This is a genomic window from Nonomuraea sp. NPDC001636 (assembly GCF_040298265.1).
In the GTDB taxonomy this organism is placed as follows: domain Bacteria; phylum Actinomycetota; class Actinomycetes; order Streptosporangiales; family Streptosporangiaceae; genus Nonomuraea.
Genome location: NZ_JBEOZT010000022.1, coordinates 174,015 through 196,946 on the forward strand (window position 1 = coordinate 174,015; position 22,932 = coordinate 196,946).

Annotated in this window: 24 protein-coding genes; 13 read left to right on the plus strand and 11 right to left on the minus strand. The window is 73.6% G+C overall.

The features are described 5' to 3' along the window. Nucleotides 1–94: 94 nt before the first annotated feature. The 3 genes from ABT158_RS34425 to ABT158_RS34435 all read right to left on the minus strand — a co-directional run bounded on the left by ABT158_RS34425 (nt 95) and on the right by ABT158_RS34435 (nt 2,283). Nucleotides 95–247, minus strand: a complete 153-nt coding sequence (locus ABT158_RS34425) for a hypothetical protein (RefSeq protein WP_352360702.1) — start codon at nt 245–247, stop codon at nt 95–97. Between the two features lie 140 nt (nt 248–387). Further along, nucleotides 388–1,296, minus strand: a complete 909-nt coding sequence (locus ABT158_RS34430) for an NADP-dependent oxidoreductase (protein ID WP_352360706.1) — start codon at nt 1,294–1,296, stop codon at nt 388–390. Nucleotides 1,297–1,374: 78 nt separating this feature from the next. Beyond that, on the minus strand, nt 1,375–2,283 hold the full coding sequence (locus tag ABT158_RS34435) for a hypothetical protein (RefSeq protein WP_352360708.1): 909 nt from the start codon (nt 2,281–2,283) through the stop codon (nt 1,375–1,377). Nucleotides 2,284–2,444: 161 nt separating this feature from the next. Here ABT158_RS34435 and ABT158_RS34440 point away from each other — a divergent pair, with 161 nt between their 5' ends. The 4 genes from ABT158_RS34440 to ABT158_RS34455 all read left to right on the plus strand — a co-directional run bounded on the left by ABT158_RS34440 (nt 2,445) and on the right by ABT158_RS34455 (nt 7,433). After that, a complete protein-coding gene (locus ABT158_RS34440; RefSeq protein WP_352360710.1) occupies nt 2,445–2,999 on the plus strand; it encodes a papain-like cysteine protease family protein in 555 nt (184 codons plus the stop codon). A 14-nt stretch (nt 3,000–3,013) separates the two neighbouring features. Then, nucleotides 3,014–3,730 (plus strand): hypothetical protein, encoded by a 717-nt coding sequence (locus ABT158_RS34445; RefSeq protein WP_352360712.1) that lies wholly within the window; start codon nt 3,014–3,016, stop codon nt 3,728–3,730. A 147-nt stretch (nt 3,731–3,877) separates the two neighbouring features. Further along, nucleotides 3,878–6,538, plus strand: coding sequence for a hypothetical protein (locus ABT158_RS34450; protein ID WP_352360714.1), 2,661 nt, complete (start codon nt 3,878–3,880; stop codon nt 6,536–6,538). Between the two features lie 16 nt (nt 6,539–6,554). Next, nucleotides 6,555–7,433, plus strand: coding sequence for a hypothetical protein (locus ABT158_RS34455; protein WP_352360716.1), 879 nt, complete (start codon nt 6,555–6,557; stop codon nt 7,431–7,433). A gap of 22 nt (nt 7,434–7,455) precedes the next feature. Here ABT158_RS34455 and ABT158_RS34460 read toward each other — a convergent pair whose 3' ends face one another. The 3 genes from ABT158_RS34460 to ABT158_RS34470 form a co-directional block, all read right to left on the minus strand. Then, complete coding sequence (locus tag ABT158_RS34460; RefSeq protein ID WP_352360718.1) at nt 7,456–9,180, minus strand: serine/threonine-protein kinase; 1,725 nt, start codon at nt 9,178–9,180, stop codon at nt 7,456–7,458. Nucleotides 9,181–9,300: 120 nt separating this feature from the next. Further along, a complete protein-coding gene (locus ABT158_RS34465) occupies nt 9,301–9,726 on the minus strand; it encodes a carboxymuconolactone decarboxylase family protein (RefSeq protein WP_352360720.1) in 426 nt (141 codons plus the stop codon). A gap of 337 nt (nt 9,727–10,063) precedes the next feature. Continuing rightward, nucleotides 10,064–10,594: a GNAT family N-acetyltransferase gene (locus tag ABT158_RS34470; RefSeq protein ID WP_352360722.1), complete on the minus strand. Its 531-nt coding sequence runs from the start codon at nt 10,592–10,594 to the stop codon at nt 10,064–10,066. Between the two features lie 360 nt (nt 10,595–10,954). Between ABT158_RS34470 and ABT158_RS34475 the strand changes: the two genes are divergently transcribed. From ABT158_RS34475 to ABT158_RS34505, 7 genes are all read left to right on the plus strand, one after another. Then, nucleotides 10,955–11,386, plus strand: a complete 432-nt coding sequence (locus tag ABT158_RS34475) for a hypothetical protein (RefSeq protein WP_352360724.1) — start codon at nt 10,955–10,957, stop codon at nt 11,384–11,386. 462 nt (nt 11,387–11,848) lie between these two features. Then, nucleotides 11,849–12,169, plus strand: a complete 321-nt coding sequence (locus ABT158_RS34480; protein WP_352360726.1) for a hypothetical protein — start codon at nt 11,849–11,851, stop codon at nt 12,167–12,169. Nucleotides 12,170–12,488: 319 nt separating this feature from the next. Beyond that, nucleotides 12,489–13,247, plus strand: a complete 759-nt coding sequence (locus ABT158_RS34485) for a rod shape-determining protein (RefSeq protein WP_352360728.1) — start codon at nt 12,489–12,491, stop codon at nt 13,245–13,247. A gap of 34 nt (nt 13,248–13,281) precedes the next feature. Further along, nucleotides 13,282–13,608: a TraR/DksA family transcriptional regulator gene (locus tag ABT158_RS34490; protein WP_352360730.1), complete on the plus strand. Its 327-nt coding sequence runs from the start codon at nt 13,282–13,284 to the stop codon at nt 13,606–13,608. A 96-nt stretch (nt 13,609–13,704) separates the two neighbouring features. Continuing rightward, nucleotides 13,705–14,313 (plus strand): TetR/AcrR family transcriptional regulator, encoded by a 609-nt coding sequence (locus ABT158_RS34495; protein WP_352360732.1) that lies wholly within the window; start codon nt 13,705–13,707, stop codon nt 14,311–14,313. Nucleotides 14,314–14,367: 54 nt separating this feature from the next. Next, a complete protein-coding gene (locus ABT158_RS34500; RefSeq protein ID WP_352360734.1) occupies nt 14,368–16,263 on the plus strand; it encodes an alpha/beta fold hydrolase in 1,896 nt (631 codons plus the stop codon). Further along, nucleotides 16,260–17,108 carry a phosphotransferase gene (locus ABT158_RS34505; RefSeq protein WP_352360736.1) on the plus strand — a complete coding sequence of 283 codons (849 nt, stop codon included), beginning with the start codon at nt 16,260–16,262 and terminating at the stop codon, nt 17,106–17,108. The genes ABT158_RS34500 and ABT158_RS34505 overlap by 4 nt, the downstream gene beginning before the upstream one ends. A gap of 22 nt (nt 17,109–17,130) precedes the next feature. On the opposite strand, the gene ABT158_RS34510 is transcribed toward ABT158_RS34505, so the two are convergent. From ABT158_RS34510 to ABT158_RS34530, 5 genes are all read right to left on the minus strand, one after another. Beyond that, a complete protein-coding gene (locus ABT158_RS34510; protein WP_352360738.1) occupies nt 17,131–18,879 on the minus strand; it encodes a SpoIIE family protein phosphatase in 1,749 nt (582 codons plus the stop codon). A 76-nt stretch (nt 18,880–18,955) separates the two neighbouring features. Further along, nucleotides 18,956–19,411 (minus strand): ATP-binding protein, encoded by a 456-nt coding sequence (locus tag ABT158_RS34515; RefSeq protein ID WP_352360740.1) that lies wholly within the window; start codon nt 19,409–19,411, stop codon nt 18,956–18,958. Nucleotides 19,412–19,522: 111 nt separating this feature from the next. Further along, the gene (gene crcB / locus ABT158_RS34520; protein ID WP_352360742.1) at nt 19,523–19,888 is read right to left on the minus strand and encodes a fluoride efflux transporter CrcB; all 366 of its coding nucleotides are present in this window, start codon (nt 19,886–19,888) and stop codon (nt 19,523–19,525) included. Then, nucleotides 19,885–20,589 (minus strand): fluoride efflux transporter FluC, encoded by a 705-nt coding sequence (locus ABT158_RS34525; protein ID WP_352360744.1) that lies wholly within the window; start codon nt 20,587–20,589, stop codon nt 19,885–19,887. Before ABT158_RS34525 ends, crcB begins: the two co-directional genes overlap by 4 nt. Before the next feature lie 128 nt (nt 20,590–20,717). Continuing rightward, nucleotides 20,718–20,942, minus strand: coding sequence for a hypothetical protein (locus ABT158_RS34530; RefSeq protein WP_352360746.1), 225 nt, complete (start codon nt 20,940–20,942; stop codon nt 20,718–20,720). A gap of 90 nt (nt 20,943–21,032) precedes the next feature. On the opposite strand from ABT158_RS34530, the gene ABT158_RS34535 reads away from it, so the two are divergent. Then, nucleotides 21,033–22,019: an aldo/keto reductase gene (locus ABT158_RS34535; RefSeq protein WP_352360748.1), complete on the plus strand. Its 987-nt coding sequence runs from the start codon at nt 21,033–21,035 to the stop codon at nt 22,017–22,019. Between the two features lie 87 nt (nt 22,020–22,106). Next, on the plus strand, nt 22,107–22,844 hold the full coding sequence (locus ABT158_RS34540; protein WP_352360750.1) for a 3-keto-5-aminohexanoate cleavage protein: 738 nt from the start codon (nt 22,107–22,109) through the stop codon (nt 22,842–22,844). Nucleotides 22,845–22,932 lie beyond the last annotated feature (88 nt).

The following is a 22,932-nucleotide window of genomic DNA, read 5'->3' on the forward strand; positions in this document are numbered from 1 at the left end:
GGTCATCTGCCCACAGACAGGAACAACCCCGACAAGAGAGACGGCGTGACCCGCGGCCCGCAGGCCGGGTGTCACGCCGTCGTGCCGCTCAGGCTCAGCTGTGGTGCCCCGGGAGGTTCTTGCTCTCCTGGGACTTGTTGCCGGAGGACTTCTTGTCGGCGCCGGTGCGGCTCTGGGTCGAGGAGCTCCGGCTCTTGTCCTTGTCCTTGTCGCCCGTCTTCGTCTTGCGGGCCTTGCTCTGCGCCATGACGGTTCCTTTCTTCGATACGCGGAGTCAGCGGGTCGCTTGGCTCCGTAACTGCGCGTGCCCGTGGCCCGGACGGTCATACGGCAGGCCGGTCAAGGTTTCCTCAATAGGCCGAAATATCCATACATGTGCCCCGGTCGTCAGACTTCGATCACGGCCTTCCCCGGCACGCCGCCGCGCTTGTCACGGAACGCCCGGCCGGTCTCGGCCAGCGGGTACACCGCGCCGACGTGGGCGCGCAGCAGCCCCGCCCCGGCCCGCGCGGCCAGCTCGGCCAGCTGGGCGCGGTCGGGCTCGACGATGAAGAACACCGCCCGCCCGCCCTCGGGCGCCACCGGCGGCGGCGCGGTGATCGAGACCAGCGCGCCGCCCGGCCTCACCTTGGCCGCCGAGCGGGCGAGCAGGTCGCCGCCGATCGTGTCGAAGATCAGGTCCACCGGCTCGACCGCCTCCTCGAACGGTTGCCGCTCCAGGTCGACGAACTCGTGCGCCCCCAGCTCCACCGCCAGGCCCGCGACCCTCCCCCGTCCGGTGGCGATGACGTGCGCGCCGGCCCGGCGGGCGAGCTGGACGGCGAGCGTGCCCGTGCCGCCGCCCGCGCCGTGGACGACGACCGTCCGGCCCGCCTCCAGGCCGCCGTGCGTGAACAGGCCCTGCCAGGCGGTCAGCCCGGCCAGGGGCAGCGCCGCCGCCTCGGTGAAGGTGACGTTGGCCGGGATCGGGGCCAGGTCGCGCGCCTCGACCGCGACGTACTCCGCCGCGCCGCCGTCGCGGTGCCAGTCGGTCAGGCCGAAGACGCGGTCGCCCACGGACAGGCCGGTGGTGCCGTAGGCGACCTCGGACACCACGCCGGCCACCTCATGGGCGGGCACGGACGGCGCGCGGTCCCGTCCGGCCCGGTCGGTCCAGGTGCCCGGCCAGTCCAGCTCGTCGGGGACGAAACCGGCCGCGTGCACGCGCACCACCACGTCGCCGGTCGCCGGGCGCGGCACGGGCACGTCCTCCAGGACCAGGTCGCCGCCGGGCCGGTGAACGCGTATCGCTCTCATGGTCATCGCCTCTCCGTTCATCGTCATTGTCGGCGACAGGACGCGGCAGCGGCCCGGAGTGTGACAGCGACGCGCCGGTCAGGGCCAGGCCCACCGGATGCCGACCAGGCCCGGCTGGAGGGCGGCGGCCATCAGGTGGACGGCGTGCTGGGCGTTCAGCGTCAGCTCGGAGGCGGTCAGCTCGCCGCCGCCCGGACCGCGGCGGGCGAAGCGGTGGATGCGCACCGGCAGCTCGACCGGGTCGAAGGCGACGCGCAGCACGTACTGGCCGGCCGGGAAGCGGAAGCCGCGCTCGTAGAAGCAGGACTCGGCGCCGCTGAGGTCGGCGATCTCGTACCGCAGCACGTGGGTGTCGCCGACCCGCAGCGACCGGTCGAACAGCAGCTCGGCGACCACCGTGGCGGTCTCGCGGTCCCTGGTGACGCGGCCGACGCGGCAGTCCTCCAGCGCGGTGACGGCGACCCGGTCCACGTCGCAGCCGGCGTCGCCGCGGTAGATCATGATGTAGCGGTCGGCGCCCTCCTCGTGGGCCTGCACCACCTGCGTGGTCTCGCGGGTGGTGAGGCTGCGGTCGGGGCCGATGCGCAGCGACTCGTACATCACGGCGATGTGCAGGCGGCGGTCGTCGGCCACCGCGTCCAGCTCGTCCAGCATGGCGGAGACCACCTGCGCGGGCCGGAACAGGGTCGAGTACGCCACCCCGGGCGCGCGGCCGCGCGGCTTCGGCGGCCCGAGCAGCCCGATCAGCGAGCGCGGCGGCAGGTCGAGGATCTCCTCCAGGGCGCCCACGGCCCGCAACGACTCCTCGCGCTCAGGCCGGCGCAGGCCCTGCTGCCAGTAGCTCAGCGTGCTCACCCCGACGTGGAGGCCGCGCTGCGCCAGCCGGTGGCGCAGCCGTTCGAGGGTCAGCCCCCGCGCTCCGACCGCGGCCCGCAGGGCGACGTGAAAGGGGCCGGCGCGCAGCGCGGCCTGGAGCTCATCCGCCACGTTGTGAATGTTCACAGATTTCCACAGATTCGTCATCACTTCATGAACGTCATGAAATGTCACCTTCCACAGTGATCTGTCAGGGAAATCCGCTCCCCCTTGTACGGCCATCTCCGCAGGTCGAACATCCTTCGCAGCACCCCCCAGCAGAAGGAGCGCCTATGTTCCGCCTGGCCGTGGCCCTCGCCCTAGCGGCGGCCACCTGGATCGCGAGCAGCCCCCCGGCCGAGGCCGCGACCTGGTACAAGCTGAACTTCACCCAGCAGTCGCAGCAGTACTCCAACTGGTGCTGGGCCGCGACGGGCAACTCCGTCGCCGCCTACTACGGGTACTCCTACAGCCAGAACCAGTTCTGCAACCTGGCCTTCAACCGCGGCGTCAACACCAGCTGCCCGAACAACCAGGCCACCCTCGGCAACGACCAGACCGCCTTCCGCCAGATCGGCATCAACCCCGGCGTGTACGTCTACGACTACCTGACCTACGCCGCCATCGTCCGGGAGATCGACGCCAACCGCCCGATCATGGCCCGCATCCAGTGGACCAGCGGCGGCGGCCACATGGAGGTCATCTACGGCTACGACCAGAGCTCGTCGTACGTGTACTGGAGCAACCCGTGGCCGTCCAGCACCCGCTACAACTGGTCCACCTACAACTACTACGTCTCGAACTCCTCGTTCTTCTGGACCCACTCGCTCGACTACATCGGCGCGTGAAGGAGGCCATCGACATGAAGCTCTTCGCAGCGGTCGCGGCCCTGACCGCGCTGTTCCTGTGGGTCCCGAGCCCGGCGCTGGCCGACCCCGGCGCGCCCACCCAGGCCGACATCGCCGCCGCCAGGGCCGCCGCCGCGGGCGCCGGCGACACGGTCGGCCGCTTCTTCGCCGGCCAGGGCAGGCAGACCAGCCTGGCGCCGGTGGCGGCGCGGGTCGACGGGCCCACGGTCGCCGTCAACGACCTCAACCCGGACTTCGTGGCCGGACGGTCGGCGGAGATCGCCCGCTTCGCCTTCCTCGCCACCGGGGCCACCGCGCCGGACGGGCAGACCGCCTCCGTCTGGACCACCCGCGACCGCCGGGGGACGTGGGTGGTCAGCAACATCGCCAGCGGCGGCGACGAACAGCGGTACGCGGGCCAGACCGGCACCGTGTTCCGCGAGCCGCAGCTCAACGCCTGGTACGCCCTGCGCGACGGCACGGTCGTGCCGCTCAACGACGAGGCAGCGCAGTCGGTGGGCCGGGCGGGCGTCCCCGTGGCCGACTACCGGCGGCTGGCGCAACAGCGCTACGCCGCCAAGCTCCCCGGCAGCTCCTACGCCAGGGACGGCTACGCGGGCGGCTACGGCGTCCCCGGCCCGGGGAGCACCCCCTTGCCCTGGGTCGTGGGCGCCGTGGTCCTGCTCGGCGCGGCGATCACCATTCGCCTGCTGCGCGCGCGCCGCACCTGACAAGATCCGGTGCACGGCCCGCGCCTCCGACGGCCATCTCGGCGGAGGCGCGGGCCGCCTTTTTCTGAGTAGCCCCTACTCATGCCCTCCCCCGCCGCCCGCCCGCACCATGGCGGCACAGCTGCTCATCCACGAGGGGGGACGACCATGGCAGACATCCACAGCGCGGCGGCCGCGGGGCCGCCGTCCCCGCCGGCCGCGCCGGTGCTGGACAACTCGGCGCGGGAGGTGCTGAAGGGCACGCTCGTCCCGCTGCGGGTGCCCGGCGCGCACGACGACCCGCATGACGGCGCGGGCGGCGGCATCGTCAAGCTGGGGGCGGTCCGGCAGCTCGCGCTGGCCCCCGGCGACACCGACGCGGTCCGTGACCGCCTCCGGGCCGGGAACGCCACCGAAGGCGTCTCCGGCGAGGCGTTCGACCTGCTCAGGCGCTTCGAGGAGCAGCCCGTCGCGGCGCTGCGCCCCGACCCCGCCGCGCTGGCGCGGGTGCCGGCCGCCGAGCTGGCGCTGTTCGCCGGGACGCTCGTCGAGCTGCGCGCACAACGCCTGCGCGAGGCGGAGGGCGCGGGCGCCCGGGAGGCGGCCGGCCGGGCCGCGCAGGCGCTCAACACCGCCGCGGTGGCCCTGCGCGGCCTGGCGGTCAACACCGCGGCGCCGCCCATCGGCATGCTCAACCTGGAACGCATCGAGATGGTCCCGGTCGGGATCCAGCGCGGTGAGCTCGTCTCGACCATCCCGCTCGCGCCCGGTGAGGTGACCGCGGTCACGCACAAGGAGTGGTCGGTCACCTCGAAGGAGTTCACCACCATCGTCACCGACTCGCTGGAGGAGGTCAGCGAGACGGGCGTGACCGACAACACCGACCTGTCGCAGTCGACGTCGTCGCAGAGCCAGCACTCCAACCAGTTCAACATCACCGGGACGGTCCAGGGCGGCATCCCGATCATCTCCGGTTCGAGCACCACCGGGTTCACCGCGCAGGGCTCGGAGTCGGCCTCGGCCGCCGAGAGCATCAAGCACGCCCGCGCCACCACGCAGAAGGCGTCCTCGCGCTCCCGCCGCGAGCACAAGGTGACCATCTCCACCACCACCGTGACGGGGTCGGAGGAGACCTCGACCCGGGTGCTGAGGAACACCGGCAACGACCCCGTCCGGATCGACTACTTCAGCCTGATGCGCAAGTGGCGGGTCAGGCTCTACCGGTACGGGCTGCGCCTGACGTACGACATCGCGGTCCCCGAGCCGGGGGCGTCGATGCGGCGGGCGTACGCGGAGCTCGAACTGCTGCGCTCGCGGCAGGGCCCCTTCGAGTTCCCGGTCAAGCACGCCGACATCACCACGGAGCTCGTCGACCAGGACGGCCACCCGTCACCGACCGGCGTCCCGAAGTACCAGTGGCTGGCCGACCGGCACGGCGTGACCGTCCGGCCGCACCCCGAGGAGCCGACGCCGCTGACCGTCAGCTCGCACGTCAACACCGACGGGAACTGGTGGTTCCTGGACCTGGAGTTCGACGTGCCCGGCGGCACGCACATCCGGGAGATCATGCTGGACGCCCAGGTCGGCAAGGACGACTCCGACGACAAGATGAACTTCGACGTCATCGGGGCCCGTTCGGAGCCGACGTGGCGCAACCTGTCGGACGCGCTCATCATCCGCGACCACCGGATCATGTCCTTCGACGGCGCCACGCCCTACATGCGCGGCTTCACCGGCCGCCACAAGATCACGTTCTTCTTCCACCACTCCGAGCGGGTGTTCGTCGGGCTCGCCGTGCGGCTCGACCTCACGGACGAGGCCGTCGAGCAGTGGCGCACCGACGTCTGGAACACGCTCTACAACGCCGCCCAGACCAGGTACTTCGCCGAGCAGGAGGACATCGCCGCGCGCATCGCGGCCATCGAGGACAAGCTGGCGAACGTCGACACCCTGACGCTGCGGCGCGAGGAGAGCGACGAGATCATGAAGTGCGTCCTGCGGTTCGTCCTCGGCAGCGACTTCGACTTCATGCCCGCCGACGTCCTGGCCGCCTTCCTGGCCGCGCACGTCGACCTCCAGCACGGCATCGGCTTCGACGGGCCGAGCCTCGGGCTCAGCGCCGAGCAGTGGACGCTGCTGCGGCGGCACGAGGACCTGGTGCGCTTCATCAACCAGGCGATCGAGTGGGAGAACGTGGTGACGTTCCTCTACTCCTACTTCTGGGACGTCCCGCCGAGCTGGCCGTTCATCCGGCAGCTGCGGCACCCGGACCCGACCAGGCAGGCGTTCCTGCGGGCCGGCAGCGCGCGGATCGTCCTGACCGTGCGCAAGGGCTGGGAGGAGGAGTGGATGCGCTTCGCCGAGGGGGGCGCGGTCGGCGCGCCGGTCCCGGCGGCGTACCTGACGATCGCGCAGGAGATCGCGGCCTACGACGACCGCAACTATCCCGGCATCCCGCCCGCCAACCCCGAACGGGCGGCCGCCCGGCTCCAGGACGCCGCCTTCACCACGTCCTCATCCGACCTGGCGCCGAGCCCGAACCCGGTGAACATCAAGGTCGGCAACAGCTCGGCGTTCGTCGTCGGGCTGCCGGTCGTGCTGGACGCCGAGGACGACCGCCGCGTCCAGGAGGCCCAGCTCGTCGTCGCCATCCCGGACTCCACCCACCTCACGGTCGAGCGCCTGAGCTTCGCCCACCGCGGCACGCAGGCTCCCGTGCCGATCCTGCAACCGGGTGAGAAGGGGGCGCTCATCGCCGAGTGGCACGAGTACACGCCGTCGTCCGGCACGGACATCGCGCTGACGTCCAACCTCGCGACGATCTCGTAGGGCGGCGGACGGCCCGATGACGTACTTCTGCTTCCAGACAAGCCAGAACGACCGGGTCTCCCGGATCTCCCTCACCGTCGGCGAGGAGACCCGGCCGATGATGTGGAAGGGCGAGCAGCCCGACGACAACGTGCACGCCGTGCTCTTCCACCACACCGCCGGCCTGGTGTTCCTGGAGGAGACCCGGGCCTCCTACGGCCCGCAGGGCTCCTACCGGGTGTTCGCGCTGACCGGCAGGACGCCCGGATCGGGCCGGTTCGAGGCCATCGAAGTGCCCCGGACGGGCGCCCTGCGCACGCTCGGCCGGTTCGACCTCGACGTCCGCGACCCCACCGACGACCAGGCCGACCTGGTCTACACCGGCAAGTTCCTGTACTGGCGCAGATCCATGCCCGCCTCCCTCCAGGGCTCCGGCACGCTGCTGTACGCGGCCACGTCCGGCCTGGTGGGACACCAGATCGGCGCCATGCAGAACAGCAAGGACCACGGCCCGCTGCCGGAGGGCCTGTACACGTTCTTCACCCACGTCGATCCCCGGCAGAACTCCGTCGAGGCGGCGAACCAGCGGGGCGACAAGGCCGTCTCCAACCCCGGTGAGGGCATCCAGTTCCTGCCCGTGGGCGGCAACGGCCCGGTCTTCCCCGACTGGGGCACCTTCCGCGTCCGGCTCACCCCGATCCAGGGGAACATGTACGGGCGTGGCGGCTTCTACCTGCACAACTCGCACAAGGGGTACAGCCACGGCTGCGTCGAGGTCGGGGTGAACGCCGACGGCCTCGACTTCTTCTCGGGCCTGCTGGCCTACGCCGGCAGCCAGCCGCGCAAGGCCAAGCTCGTGCTGCGCGTCCGGTACTCCTACCCCGAACAGGGCACCCTGGGCAGAACCCTGCGCTGACCCGTCAGCCCGCGCCGCCGGGTCACCAGTGGCAACGGGCGCGGGCTGCGGAGACCGTCACCTCGTGGGTGTCGTCGGCCGTGACGGGCTGGTTGCCGACCAGGACGGTGAGCCGGCCCGGGGCGGGCACCCGCCAGGTGCCGAGCGGGGCCCAGCGTCCCCGGAAGGCGCGCTGGTCCACGGTCACCGGCGGGCCGAGGTGCGGCGGGTTCGTGTCGTTGTCGTCCAGGTAGTAGAAGGCCAGGCCGGTCGAGCGGGGGTCGTCGGGGATGTGCACGTCGATCGTGCAGCGGGCGCCGCCGCGGGTGTCGAAGTACCAGTTGACCACCTGGTTGAAGTGGGCCGGTTCGTTCCCGACGCGCAGCGCCAGCGCCGCGCCCGCGCAGCCGTCGCCCTTCCAGCCGCCGGTGACGGGACGCCAGGCGGGGTCGGCGTAGAACCACTCGGCCACGCACCGGGGGCCGTGCACGGCCTGCCACCGGACAGGGGTCGTGGGGGTGGGGCCGGGTGGCGGCTGGGTGACCACCGCGGTTCCGGGATCGTCCGCCACGGTCGCCCGGACGGCCGCGGGGCCGCCCGTCGTGGGGGCCGTCGTGGGGCCCGTCGTGGGGCCGGTCGCGGGGGCCGTCGTGGGCGTGGTGAGCCGGGGGAACAGGACGGCGGCCGTCGCGCCCAGGGCCAGCAGGACGGCTCCAGCCGCCAGCGCCCGGCCCGGCCAGGACGTCCGCGCGGGCCGGGTCGTCCCGGTGGCGCCGTCGTCGGCTGGGTCGCCCTCGGACGGGTCGCTCTTGGCTGGGTCGCCCTTGGACGGGTCGCCCTTGGACGGGTCGCTCTTGGCGGGGTTGCCTTCAGCCGGGTTGTCCTCGGCCGGGTTGTCCTCGGTGGGGCCGGTCACGGCGACGAGGGCCTGGTAGTCCGCGTCCGAGGCCCAGGACAGCGGGTCCGCGGCGCTCCCGGCGAGCGCCGCCGCACGGTCGGACGTGATCCGCTCCGCCGGGTCGCGCGCGGCGCACGAGCGGATCAGCTCGGCGAGCGCGGGCTCGACGCCGTCCACGTCGATGTCGGCGTTCAGGCTGCTGTAGAGCACCGCCATCGGCTCGCCGCGCCCGAACGGCGGACGGCCGGTGGCGGCGTAGGCGATCGTGCCGGCCAGCGCGAAGACGTCCGCCGCCGCCGTGACCGGCTCCTGGCGTACGGCCTCGGGAGCGATGTAGCCGGGGGTGCCGACGATCTCCCCCGACGTCGTGATCGTGCTCTGGCCGGGGGCCCGCGCGATGCCGAAGTCGATCAGCCGCGGGCCCTGCGGCGACAGGATGACGTTGTGCGGCTTGAGGTCGCGGTGCTGCACGCCGTGCCGGTGCACGTCGGCCAGGGCGGCGGCCAGCCCGGCGAGCAGCCGACGGCACAGCTCCGGCGGCAACGGCCCCCGTTCCGCCACCGCCCGCAACAACGTCGGCCCCCGGACGTACGCCGTCGCCAGCCAGTACGGGGGCGCCGTCACCCGGGCGTCCACCAGTGGCGCCACGTACGGGCTGCGCAGGCCGCGCAGGGTGGCGGCCTCGCGGCGGAAACGTTCCATGGCCTCGGGGTCGGCCGGGTCGTGCTTGATGACCTTGATGGCCACCAGGCCCAGGCGGCGGCTCCTGGCCAGGTACACCACGCCCATGCCGCCCGCGCCGAGGCGCCCGAGCAGCCGGTGGCCGCCGATCTCGGGTGGGTCCGTCGCCTGTAACGCCTGCACGCTCATCCCCGTCGATCATGACAGACCGGGCGCTCGGGAGGCAGCCCCCTGTCCCGGCCGGATCGGGCCGGACCGGGCGGGCAGCCCGCTGTCACCGGCCGGATCGGGGCGCGCGGGAGCCTGGGGTCAGGCCGTGCCGTCCGGTGCGGGGAGCAGGCCGCGTTCGGCGAAGACCTTCTTGGCGACGAAGGTCGCGTTGAGCGCACGTGGCATGCCGCAGTAGACGGCCGAGTGCAACAGGGACTCCGTGATCTCATCGGGCGTCAGGCCGACGTTCAGGGCGGCGTTGATGTGCACGTCGAGCTGGGGTTCGCAGCCGCCGAGCGCGGTGAGCGCGCCCAGGGTCACCAACTGGCGGTCGCGGGGGGCCAGGCCGGGGCGGTCGTAGATCTCACCGAAGGCCCAGGCGACCACCTGGTGGGCCAGCTCGGGCGAGATGTCGGCAAGGGCGTCCACGACCCGCTGCCCGGCCTCGCCGTCGACCTTCCGCAGCACCTCCAGGCCGTGCTCGTAGCGCTGTTCACGGTCAGATCCTTCAGCAACGTTCGTCATGTCCGAAACGGTAGAACTTCGAGCGCACTCAAACGCAAATCCCCTCACAGCGACGGCAGGGGCGACGGCGGGGCAGCGGGGGGGCAGGCGCGCAGCACGATGAGGGGCAGCACGGGGCCCAGCCCGCTGGCGCGCAGCGCTGGGACCCAGCTCACTGGGGCGCAGCGTGGGCAGCGCGGCACGGCGGGAGCAGCACGGGGGCATTTGGCGGTTATGTCTTTAGCCTGGGTGGTTTGTCCTGCAAGTTTCCTGGGAGGTGATGTCTGGCTTATTCGATATTCGTGGGGATTTGTTCTGGATATCGGTACTAGTCTAGAGATTGCGTGAAAGTTCGTGGTTACTCGGGCTTGATGAATACGACAATTCCCTCGTTCTCGCCCGCCCGTTGCCACCCCAGGCGTTCGTACAGGCGAATGGCGTCGGGGGCGTTCACGGAGGTCAGTAGCCAGCTTCGGTTTTCGCCGCACAGAAGGTGCAGAATGCGCCCGGCCAGACCCCGGCCGCGGGCGCGCGGCGCGACCGCCAGCTCGTCAACCTGGAGGGCGCCGGCCAGCATCCGGGACACCCCGTCCGAGCCGAGCGCCGCGAGCACCTTGCCGTAACTGCGGGTGCGCGGCAGCGGGGTCGCGGTCGGCCAGGCCGTCCCGAACCCGCACGGACCCGCGCCGTCGACGGCCAGCACCACGCGGAAGCCGGGCCGGGCCGCGTCGGCGGCGAACCGGACGCCGAACTCGGCGACCTCGCCCTCCCCCTCGTTCCACGGCGGCCCGGTGAACACCTCGCGGTAGAGGTCGATCAGCTCCGCCCGGCGCGCGAGCGCCTGCTCGCCGGTCAGCGGTTCCAGCCGTACGTCCACACGTTCCGTCACGCTCAACCTCACTGTCTAGTCCGAGTACGACAGTGACGATAGCGGACGTCCGGCCAAACCGGCACCCCCGTGCCCGCGGCGCCGGCCGCCCGGAGCGCATCTTCCCGGCAGCGCCGCATTTTCGGGGCGACACTGCTAGGGAATGATCGAGTCACAGTAAAGCGACACCACCACTTCTTGTCGCAATAAAACTGGACAAGTCGGCTCTAAGGGCCTGGTAAATCTGGTCAAGCTTTAGCAGCTCATGCCTGTCTTGTCAGAACTCCGAACTCAATGCGCGGGTAAGACTGCTCATGCCGGAGACCGACGGCAGTCGAGAAGTCCCGCGGCGGTTCTGGAAACTTCTGAACGGAAAGCGCGATGAAATCAATGATGAAGAAGCCGGCGGCCGTGCTCGCCACGAGCGCGTGCCTGCTGCTGGGTGGCGGCCAGATGCCGGCCGCCCAGGCCAGCACGGCCGGCACGGCGTCGTATCAGAGCCCAGCCGATGAGAAGCCGGTCCTCCGGGGCGGCTGCGGCTGGCGACACTGCGGTCCTCGCTGGTGGGGCCCGCGCTGGGGCGGCTGGTGGGGCGGCGGTCACGACCACGACGACCACGACCACGGCCACCACCACCGCGTAGGCCCGCGTGGTCCCCAGGGCCCGCGTGGTCCGGAAGGCCCTCCCGGCCGCTCCGTCCACAAGCCGGACCGTCACGACGACGACCACGGCCGCGACGACCATGGCCAGGACGACGACCACAACGAGGACGACGACTGGGGCGAGTGGGGCGAGAACTTCGACGGGTTCTAAATGACCCGCGGCGAAGTTCCCGCTGACACACCAGCACGCTGAACGGCGGGGTTCCCGGCGACATGCGCACACCGGCCGTCCGGACGAAGACCGGCTCCCGGTCCGGCGACCGGCCACGCGCCCATGTCCCGGCGAACCCCGCCCTGCTGTCCCCGCCCTGCTGTCCCCGCCCTGCTGTCCCCGCCCTGCTGTCCCCGCCCTGCTGCCCTCGTCCCGCACGCCTCCGTCCCGCACGCCTCCGTCCCGCACACCCGCACCTCCGCGTGCCCCGCCCCGCACGCCCCCGCCCCCACCAGCACCGGAAGCCCCTCCGGACGCCCCTGCCCCGCCTCCCCGCCGACCGCGCGCCATACCGCCGTAACGGGAAACCGGACGGTAATGCCTTTTCTCACCGGCTGGGCTATGGTCGGCCTTATGACGGGACCGTGCAGAGCGCCACGAGGCCCCATCGCGCTGTGCTGCGTGGTGGGCCTGGTTCTGCTGTCCCTGCTGGTCGCCGGCCCTTCCTACGCCGACGACCAGACGACCCCGCGCCCTCTGTCCGCCGGTCACGAATGGACCCCGGACAAGAGCGCCGACCGGATGCCCAGCCTGCCGCCCCAGGCGTCCAGCGGCCGTGAGCACCACGTGCTGTCGTTGTGGCCGCCGCTGCGCGGCGCGCGGCACGCCGAGGCCGCGCACCTCGCGCTGCTCCCCGCGCCCGGTTCCGACGCGGCCGCGATCCGCGACCCGCAGCAGGTCGGGCACCGCACCGCGGGCTCGCGCAGCCCGCCGCTGATCTAGCTCCCTCCCTCTTCACGAGTCGCCGCCTCCCGGCCCGCCCAGCGCGCCGCGGGGCCGGTCGTCGCGCCCGGCCTTCGCACGGCCGGGTCCACGCGTCGCCCGGCCGCCCGCGGGTTCCGCGCTCGTCCTCGCGCGTGCCGCACGTCCTTGACGTGCGTTCCCGTACGGCCGGAGGTCGCCGTCGTGGCGTCCCCGCGTGCGGGATGCGCCCCTTTTCTCTCGTCTTTCGCGTACGAGTTCTCCGCGTCAGAGCAAGGAGCCGATCATCGTCATGTCCGACGCCGGATCAGTCCACCGACACTCACCGCGAACATCCGCGGTGCACCGCGCCCACGTGGTGCTCGACCTGGGCACCTCACGCACCCGTTCGCTGTCCCTGGACGGGTTCGCCATCGCCGACCGTCCCTCGGCGGTCGTCGTCCCGTCGCCGGAGAGCGCGGCCGGGATCCCGGTCCGCCCGATCCGCCGGGGCATGGTCGTCGACCCGGGCGCCTGCCTGCGGCTGGTGCATCTCGTGCTGCAGGACGCCTGGCTGGCCGGCGGCCGGCCGCTGGAGCACGTGATGGCCGCGGTGCCGAGGGCCGCGACGGGCAGCGACCGTCAGGCGGTGCGCGCGGCCGTCGCCGAGGCGGCCGGCTGCCAGGTGACGCTGGTCGAGGCGCCGCTGGCCGCCGCCGCCGGCGCCGGTCTGGACGTCGCGGGGCCGGGGCCGTACCTGCTGCTGGACGTGGGGGCGGGCATCGTCGAGGCCGTCGTCGTCAGCGGCGGCGCGGTCAGCGACGCGGCGGCGCTCCAGCTCAGCGCCACGACCAGCACGGGCCTGCTGCCGGACGCCCTGGACGGCGTCGTGGAGATGACCGCGGGCCTGCTGCGCCGCCAGCCGGCCCACCTCCGTCCGGCCGTCCGCGACAACGGCCTGACCGTCACCGGCGGGGGCGCGCTCCAGACGCGGCTGCTGGACCGCCTGCACACCGCCCTTCGCTCGCGGGTCAACGCCGCGCCGGAGCCGCAGCACGCCACCGTCCGCGGCCTGCTGCGGCTGTGCCTGCGCCCCGCGGCGCCCGTCATCGCCCTCTGAACCCCCGCAATCACAGCGCGGAAAGGAAACCACCATGACCCACCACCTCAGCACCGTGCAGCTCCAGTCCCTGCGCCAGGACATCGACGAGCAGCTGGAGCGGCGCAGCCGCCACCTGCTGGGCCTGCAGGCCGCGGCCCAGGACGGCAACGGCGCGGACGACACCTGGCAGGAGCTGCTGGCCTCCCTCGCCACCGCCGACCGGGCCATCGCCGAGCTCACCCAGGCCCGCGACCGGCTGACGGCCGGCTCGTACGGCCGCTGCGCGCACTGCGAGGCGGGCATCCCGTTCGAACGGCTCAAGATCCGGCCGCTGGCCCGGTTCTGCATCAACTGCCAGCGCCAGCACGAAGCCGCCTGATCCCCCGGGCCGGCCGCCCCTCACGACACCGGGCGGCCGGTCCACCGCCGGCGGCCACATGGACAGAAATATGCAGACCGGTCTATTGTGGCCCGCATGGCGGTCAAGGGAGACGAGACGCGGGCGCGCATCATCGCGGCGGCCCGCACGCTGGTGGAGGCCCAGGGCAGTCACGGCACCGGCCTCAACGAGGTGCTGGCGGTGGCCGGCGCGCCTCGCGGGTCGCTCTACCACCACTTCCCCGGCGGCAAGGACCAGCTGGTGGGCGAGGCGCTCGCCGCCGCCGGGCGCGAGGTCGACGCCATGATCGACGATCTGGCCGGCGCGCTGCCGGACGCCCGGGACCTCGTGCCGGCCGTCCTCGACGCGCTGGCCGACAGGATGGTGGCGGCCGGGTACGCCAAGGGCTGCCCGGTGGCGACCGTGGCCCTGGAGGTCGCCTCCTCCAACGAGCAACTGCGGCGCGTCTGCGCCGGCATCTACGAAGGCTGGCAGCGCAGGCTGGCCGACGCCCTGCGCGCCGACGGGCACGCCGCGGCCGACCACCTGCACGCCGACGAGCACGACACCGCCGACGACACCGCCGACGACCTGGCGGCGACCGTGCTCGCGATGATCGAGGGCGCGCTGGTGCTGGCCCGTGCGAGCCGGTCCCGGCTGCCGATCGAACGGGTCCGCCGCCAGGTCGTCAGGCTGCTGGCCTGAGCCGGCGGTTTTTCGTGCCCGCAAAATATGCAGATCGGTCTAGAGAGGATTGTCATGGAAGACGCCGTGGTGTTCGGCGCGACCGGCTTCGTCGGCAGATGGACGGTCCTGCACCTGCTGCAACAGGGCCGCGCCGTGACGGCCGTCGTCCGCCGCGCGGACGACCGGCTGGGGCGCTGGCTGCGCGAGCGCGGCGTGCCCGGCACGCGGCTCACCGTCGTCGAGGGCGACGTCACGGCCGGGCCCGGCCTGGGGCTGGGCGCGTCCGCCGAAGGGGCGGCGGGCGTGCGGGACGTGTTCAACGCCGCCGGCGTCTACCGCTTCGGCATGGGACGCGAGGAGGCCAGGGCGGTCAACGTCGAAGGCGCGCTCAACGTGCTGCACTGGGCCGCCGCCCGTCCCGCGCTGCGCCGGCTGGTGCACGTGTCGGGCTACCGCGTCGGGCTGGACCCGCGGCCGCGCCATCCGCTCCCGGAGGCCGAGCTGGCGGCCCTGTACCGGGACAAAGGGGCGTACGAGGGCTCCAAGACCGAGGGGGACGCCGCCGTCCGGGTCGCCGCGGCGCGGCTCGGCGTGCCGCTGACCGTGGTGAACCCGAGCAGCGTCGTCGGCCATTCGCTGACCGGCGAGGCCGGCCAGTACCTCGGGCTGGCCTCGCTGGTCCGCGACCTGTGGGCCGGGCGGCTGCCCGCGCTGCCGGGCGGCGCCCGTACCTTCGTCCCGGTGGTGACGGTGGACCATTTCGCCCGGTTCATGGCCGCCGTGCCCGAGCACGACCCCGAGCCCGGCGGGCTGCATTGGGTGCTCGATCCCGCCACGCCCGACCTGCCCGACCTGATCCGGCTGCTCGCGGACCATCTCGGCGTGCCCGCGCCGCGCGTCCGCGTGCCGGTGGGCGTGATCCGCCGCCTGCCGGCCGCGCTGACCGGCGCCGAGCCCGAGACGCTGGGCTTCCTGACCGAGGACCGGTACGACACGGCGTCGGCCGACCGGGTCGCCGCGTCCGCGGGGCTCCGGCAGCCACCCGTGGAGTACGCGTTGCGCCGCTGGGCCGACCGGCTGGTCGCCGACCGCTTCGGGGCCGCTCCGGCCGCACGTCCCGGTGGTTTCCACAGCGTGGCGGGGTCGCGCACGTACGTGGCGGGTGAGCGTACGTCGCCGCGGCTGGTCCTGCTGCACGGGCTTCCGCTCGACGGCGACTCCTGGCACGGCGTGCTCGACGAACTGGACAGCACCCCACCCGCGACCCACCCCGAAACCGTTTCGGACCGGTTTCCCGCGCTCGTCGCCGATCTGCCGGGGCTGGGGCGTTCCTCGCCCGCCGGGGGCGCGGCGGCGGACTGGCTGGCCGAGTTGCTGGAGCCCGTGCGCACCCGTCCGGTGATCGTCGCGCACTCGGCCGCCGCCGCCCCGGCGCTCCGGTACGCCGCCGCCCATCCTGACCGGATCGCCGCCCTGATCCTGCTGTCGCCGTACTTCCTCCAGCGCCGGCCGTCCGCGCTCACCCTGCTGCTCGCGGCCTCGTTCCTCGGCAGGACGGGTCCCGACCGGCTCGCGGCCACCCTGCTCGGCCCGGCGTCCCCGCCCGAGGACGCGCGGCGGGCGGTCGTGAGTGCCGCGGCCGGGCTCCGCCGTCCCGGGGCCGCCCGGCGCACCGCCCGCGCGCTGCGCGCCGCCCACCGCCCGGCCGAGCGCGCCGCCCTCCGCACGCTGCTCGGCGGCCCCGTCCCCGTGCACCTCGTGGCCGGCGAGCTGGACCCGGTGACCGACAGCACCCTCCCTGTGACGGTCATCCCGGGGGCCGGGCACCACCCGCACCTCACCCACCCGGCCGCCGTCGCGGAGATCGTGCGCCAGGTCCTCCTCCGGCCCGCCGTGGACGATTGCCCTCCGCCGCCCACGCCTGACATCATGACCGGCCCACTTCCTCACCACTCCAGGGAATCATGAGCTCCGCCACCTACACCGAGCCCGCCGAGCCCCAACCCGAGATCCCGCTCCTCGGCGGCGACGTCACCGAAGGCGTCGTACGCGTCGGCGACACCGTACGCCGCCCCGTGGGGCCCAACGCCCCGCTGGTCCACGCCCTGCTGGGGCACCTGGAGGAGGCCGGGTTCGCGGGCGCGCCGCGGTTCCTCGGCATCGACGCCGCCGGTCGCGAGGTGCTGACCTTCGTGCCCGGTGAGGTGGCCGGGCAGCCGCGGCCCGCGTGGCTGGCCGACGAGGAGCGGCTGGCGTCCGTGGGCCGGCTGATCCGGGCCTACCACGAGGCGGTGGCGGGGTTCGTGCCGCCCGACGGCGTGCGGGCGGACTTCGGGTTCACCGAGCCGCCGGGCATGCCGCCCGCGCCGCCGTACCCGACGGAGCTGGTCGGGCACCTGGACTACACGCCGGACAACATCGTGTTCCGCGACGGCGTGGCGGCCGGGCTGATCGACTTCGACATCGCCAGGCCGGCCACCCGGGTGGAGGAGCTGATGAGCGCGATGTCGTACTGGGCGCCGCTGGCCGACCCGGCCGACGCCGACCCGCCCCTGCGCGGGCTGGACGTGCCGCGCCGCTGCCGCCTGCTCGCCGACGCGTACGGGATGTCCGGCGTCGACCGTTCGCGCCTGGTCGAGGTGGCCGTGCTGCGTACCCGGCGGTCGTGGTTCTCGATGCGGCAGATCGCCGAGGTACAGGGCGGCGGCTGGGCCCGGATGTGGGAGGAGGGCGTCGGCGACCTGATCAAGCGGCGCGAGGCGTGGCTGGAGCGCCACGGCCCGTCGATCGACGCCGCGCTCACCGCCCCTTGACGCCTCGGAGACGACGTCCCGCCTACTGCCCGCGCGGCGGCAGGCGCAGGGCGAGCAGCGCGATGTCGTCGGTACGCGGCGACGGCGCCAGCGCGAGCACCTGCTCGCAGAAGTCCTGGAGCGGACGCCGGGCCAGCGTCGCGGCGTGCCGGCGCAGCCGGGCCAGGCTGTTGTCCAGGTTGACTCCGGGCACCTCGACCAGCCCGTCGGTGTAGAGCAGCAGCGTGCTGCCCGGCGGCAGCGGCGCCAGGGCGTCGTGGCGGGTCACGTCGTCGAGATGCACGCCCAGCAGCAGCGACTGGCCCTCCTCCAGGTAGCGGGCCTGCCCCTGCGCGGTGACCAGCAGCGGCGGCAGGTGGCCGGCGCTGCTCCAGCGCAGGATCCGCGTGTCCGGGTCGCTCTCCGGCTGGGGCGGCTCGATCCTGGCCAGGATGGCCGAGGCCGTGGAGGCGTCGCTGGCCACGGCCATGACCTTGTTGAGCCGGTCGAGGATCAGGCTGGGCGACTCCTTGTGGTCGCAGGCCAGGGCGCGCAGCATGTTGCGGAGCTGGGCCATCTGCCCGGCGGCCTCCAGGTCGTGGCCGGCGACGTCGCCGATGGCCAGCGCGGTGACGCCGTCGGGGAGCACGAACGCGTCGTACCAGTCGCCGCCCACCTGGGAACCGGCCGGGGCCGCCAGGTAGCGGGCGGCGAGCTGCAGGTGATCGACCTGGGGCAGCGCGGTCAGCAGGTGGCGCTGCATGGTGTCGACGATGTCGCGCTGCTGGCCGAACAGGCAGGCGTTGTCGGCGGCCAGCGCCGCGGTGCGGGCGATGTCGGCCACCAGCTCCACGTCGGCCTCCGTGTACGGCCGCGCCGGGTCGGTGCGCGCCACCGTCAGCGCGCCCAGCACGCGGCGCGGCGTGCGCAGCGGCGCCACGATCGCCGACGAGCCGCCGAGCACGTTGAACAGGGCGTCATGGGCGGCGGCCAGCGGCCCGTCGGGCGGCGCGGCGATCTGCTCCGGCCCCAGCAGCAGGGCCTGCTCCCCGCGCAGCACCCGGACCAGCGCCGACCGCGAGGGGCCCTTCGGCAACGACGGCAGCTCGGCGAACCACGACGGGTCCACCGGCGTGGCCCCGGCGCAGGCCATGGCCAGGCGGCGCAGCTCGCGCGGCCCGAGGAACATGTCCACCGCCGCCCAGTCGGCCAGGCGCGGCACCAGCAGCCGGCCGAGCCGCGTCATCGCCTCGCGCACGTCCAGCGTCTGGGTGAGGACGGTGCTGATCTCGGTCAGCAGGCGGAACTGCTCGGTCAGCTTCTGGGCACGGGCGAGCTCTTCGGCCTGCCGGCCGGCCGCGTCGAGGCGTTCGACGACGTCGATGAAGACCACGACGACGCCGGCCGGCTCGCCGTCGTGGTGGATGGGCGAGGCCAGCCAGGCGACCGGGAGCAGCCGGCCGCCGGCGGTGGCGAAGGTGGCGAACTCGCAGCGTACGGACCGGTCCTGCCGGCACACCGCCACCAGCTCGCAGCTGGAGCGGGGCGGGAGGCTGCCGTCGAGGCGGCGGTGCAGCGTCTGGTGCGCGTCGGCGTCGCGCAGCTCGTCGGCGGGAAAGCCGAGCAGGGCCGTCGCCCCCGGGTTGACCCACGTGATGCGGCCGGCGGGATCGGTGAGGTAGATGCCCATGCCCGTGCCCTCGAAGGCGGCCCGCAGCAGCCACTCCGCCGGCTGGGCGCCGGAACCGGAGCCCTCCGGCCGGTGTCCGGCGTCGCCCCCATCAGCCATCATCACACTACGTTATCGGATGATTACTGACATGCCGACTTCGTGTACCCGGTAACGTGCCCGGCCGGCACCGGCCGGGCTAGGACCAGGGGAAGGCGCCGCCGGCCATGGTGCTGCTGAGGCGGCGATCGGCGGCGCCGGGGGTTTCCGAGGGCACCAGCATGCGCAGCCGCAGCCGCGAGCCGAGGCCGGTCCGCTCCAGCGCGACCGAGTCGCACAGTTGCTGGATCACCCACAGGCCGAACCCGTGGGACGCGGTCGGGTCGACGCCTGCGGTGTCGAGGTGGTCGGGGGTCAGGCGGCCCGCGGTGTCCAGGATCTCCACGCAGACGCCGACCGGGTCCCGGGTCGCGGTGACCAGGCCGGCCGAACCGCCATGGTCGAGGACGTTGGTGACGGCCTCGTTCACCGCGAGCACCAGGTCCTCCAGCCGCTCGCCGGACAATCCGCTGTGGTGGCCGTGGATGCGCACCAGGTCGCGGATGAACGCCAGATCGGCGCTGATGGGACAGCGCAGCTCGAACTCCACAAGCATGATCGTCTCGTCTGTCGGAGGTCGGAAGGGGTACGCGCCGGCCCCTTCCAGCTTTCCCGTCGAGTGATCGTCAAACGCGCCGGCCGCTCGCCGTCGAACTTCCAGGACGGCTCACGGGATGACGGCCTGGGCGAGGGCGATGCCGCACCAGGCCGCGCCGAGGCCGGCCGCGATGCTGGCCACGGCGTTGAGCGCGGCGTAGGTGCGGGCGCCGTTCTGCAGCAGCCGCAGGGTCTCGTAACCGAAGGTGGAGTACGTGGTCAGCGCCCCGCACAGGCCCGTGCCCAGGAGGGCCTGCGCCCCGCCGGCGGCGGGCAGCGCCAGCAGGAAGCCGAGCAGCGCCGACCCCGTCACGTTCACGGTGAAGGTGCCCCACGGGAACAGGCTGTCGTGCCGGGCCTGGACGGCGCGGTCGATCAGGTAGCGGGCGGGCGCGCCCACGGCGGCGCCCAGCACCACCAGCAGCAACGTCGTCACGGACGCCTCCCGCCGCGCGGAGCCCGCGCGCCCTGGTCGGGGACGGCCTCGGCGGGACCGGGTTCGGCGGCAGCGGGTTCGGCGGCAGTGGTCTCGGCGGCAGCGGCGAACCGGCCGAGCAGCCCGCGGCCGAGCAGCTGGCCCAGGAAGACCGCGGCCAGTGCCGTGACCAGCGTGACGGCCAGGTAGGCGAGCGCCGTGCGCGGCTGCCCCGCGGCCAGCGCCCCCTGGGCGTCGGCGATGGAGGTGGAGAACGTGGTGAACCCGCCCAGCACCCCCACCCCCAGGAACGGCCGGGTCAGCGGATGGGCCTGCCAGACCTCGGTGATGGCCACCATCAGCAGCCCGATCAGCAGGCAGCCGGTGACGTTGACGGCCAGCGTCGGCCAGGCGAACCCGCCGGGCGGCACCGGGAAGGCGGTCAGGACGGCGTAGCGGGCGAGCGCGCCCAGCACGCCGCCGGCCGCGATGACGGCCAGCGTGGCGACCGGGGCGCGGGCCAGCTCCCCGCGCTGGGCGGGCACGTGGAGGTCGACGTCGGGATCGACCGCGGCCCGCGGATCGACCTGCGCGCCGGGGCCGCCGACGGCGTGCGCCCCACCGGCCTCCCCGCCTTCGACCGGGGACGGGCCGCCGATCCCCGCCCCTTCGGCGGCATGCGCGCGGCCGGGTTCAGGTTCAGGGGGACGAGCTTGGGTCATGAGGCATCTCCTACCAGCGTGGCACATCTCTGGCAGGGACCGTTGGCGGCGGCACCGCGGTTACCCCCGGACGGGCGGGAGGCGGCGGGCCCCACCGCCGCGGCTCCCGGCACGGGAAGCCGCCCCCATCATACCGGCGACCACCCCACCGCCGACGAGCCTCCCTCTCGGCCGGAACGCCGCCGTGCCCCTCGACCGCTGAGCGACAACCAGATGCGGTCGCTCGACAGCCGGGACGCCTTGGCCGCGGCGATGCGCTCGGCGTACGGGCCGAGGTCCAGCGTGTACGGCGCCGCGTGGATGAGGCGGGCCTTGTCCGGGTGCGAAGCGGTGAAGCCGAGGTGGGCCGGCACGGCGCGCGCCGGCTTGACCTGGAGTTCGCTCCAGCCCCCAGACTCCCGTTCTGGGGCCTCGTACAGAACGTAACGAACTGGGGAGACAGCATGAAGTACCGGACGATCGGCACGAACCCGGACACCCGCCGCGAGGTGAGCGTGCTCGCCCTCGGGGCGATGTTGTTCGGCTCGGTGACCGACGAGAAGACGTCGTTCGCCATCCTCGACCGCTACGCCGAGGCCGGCGGGACGTTCATCGACACGTCCGACAACTACGCCTTCTGGGTGGACGGCGGCCAGGGCGGGCAGAGCGAGGAGCTGCTCGGCCGCTGGCGGCGCAGCAGCGGCGCCGGGGACGAGATCGTGATCGCCACCAAGCTGGGCGCGCGGCCGCTCGCGCCGGGCACCAGCTACGTCGACAACGCCGAGGGCCTGTCCGCCAAGATCATCAGGGAGTCGGCCGAGCGCAGCCGCGAACGCCTCGGCGTGGACCGCATCGACCTGCTCTACGCCCACATCGAGGACCGCGCGGTCGAGGTGGCCGAGACCGTCGAGGGCTTCGGCGCCCTGGTGGCCGAGGGCACGGTCGGCCTGCTCGGGGCGAGCAACCACGCCATCTGGCGGGTGGAGCGGGCCCGCGCCCTGGCCGCCGCGTCGGGGCTGCCCGGGTACGAGGTGCTGCAGTACCAGCACAGCCTGCTGCGCCCGCGCTTCGACGTGCCGGAGTCGATCTTCCAGGACGGCAGCCTCGGCCACGCCGGAGCCGAGCTGCTGAGCTACCTGCGCGCCGAGCCCGCCCTCACCCTGGTCGCCTACTCGCCGCTGCTCGGCGGGGCCTACACCCGGCAGGACAAGCAGGTGCCGCCGGACTACGACCACCCCGGCACCCCGGCCCGCCTGGCGGTGCTGCGCGAGGTCGCGAAGGAGTGCGGGGCGAGCCTGAACCAGGTGGTGCTGGCCTGGCAGATCGGCTCGGCGTTCCCGGTGATCCCGCTGGTCGGGGCGTCGTCGGTGGCCCAGCTTGAGGAGAGCCTGGCCGCCGTGGACCTGGAGCTGACCGACGACCAGCGCGCCCGCCTGGACGCCGCCCACTGAAACCCCGCCCGATGCCATAAAAAGAGCTCGGGGCGGCGGCCGGGACGCCGCGCCTGAGCCCGGTTCGCCCGGGTAAGGATGGGGCCCATGTTCATCAAAGCGTGTCTGAACGGGAGCCGGGCGGCGGGCGAGCACCCCCGGCTGCCCCTGACGCCCGCCGAGCTGGCCGCCGACGCCGTGGCCGTGCGGCGGGCGGGGGCGGGGGCGGTGCACGTCCATCCGCGGGACGCGGCGGGGCGCGAGTCGCTGGCCGCCGCCGACGTCGGGGCGGCGACGTCGGCCGTCCGGGCGGCGACGCCGGGGCTGCCCGTGGGCGTGTCCACCGGCCTGTGGATCACTGGCGGCGACGCCGCGGCCCGCCTGGACGCGGTGACCGCCTGGGCGGAGCTGCCCGCCGGCGCCCGTCCGGACTTCGCCTCGGTGAACCTGTCCGAGCCCGGGTTCGGCGAGCTGGCGCGGACGTTGCTGGCGGCCGGGATCGGGGTCGAGGCGGGGGTGTGGACGCCGGCCGACGCCGCGACGCTGACCGCCTCGGGGCTGGCCGGCCGGATGACGCGCATCCTCGTCGAGGTGATCGACGCGCCGTCCGAGGAGGCGATCCCCCGGGCCGCGGCCATTCTGGACCGCCTGGCCGGGTCGCCCGCCCCCCGCCTGCTGCACGGCGAGGGGCCGGCGACGTGGCCGCTCGTGGCGGAGGCCGTACGGCTGGGCCTCGCCACCCGGATCGGCCTGGAGGACACGCTGCTCGACCCGGACGGCGGCCCGGCCGCGGACAACGCCGCCCTCGTCGGCCATGTCCTGGCCATCGCCCGTTCCGGCGGGTAGAGGGCGGCGCGCGCCGGGCGGTAGGGACACCTCCCGCACGAGGGTGGGTGGTGCCGTGACGGCGATGATGATCGCTGTCCGTCGCCGC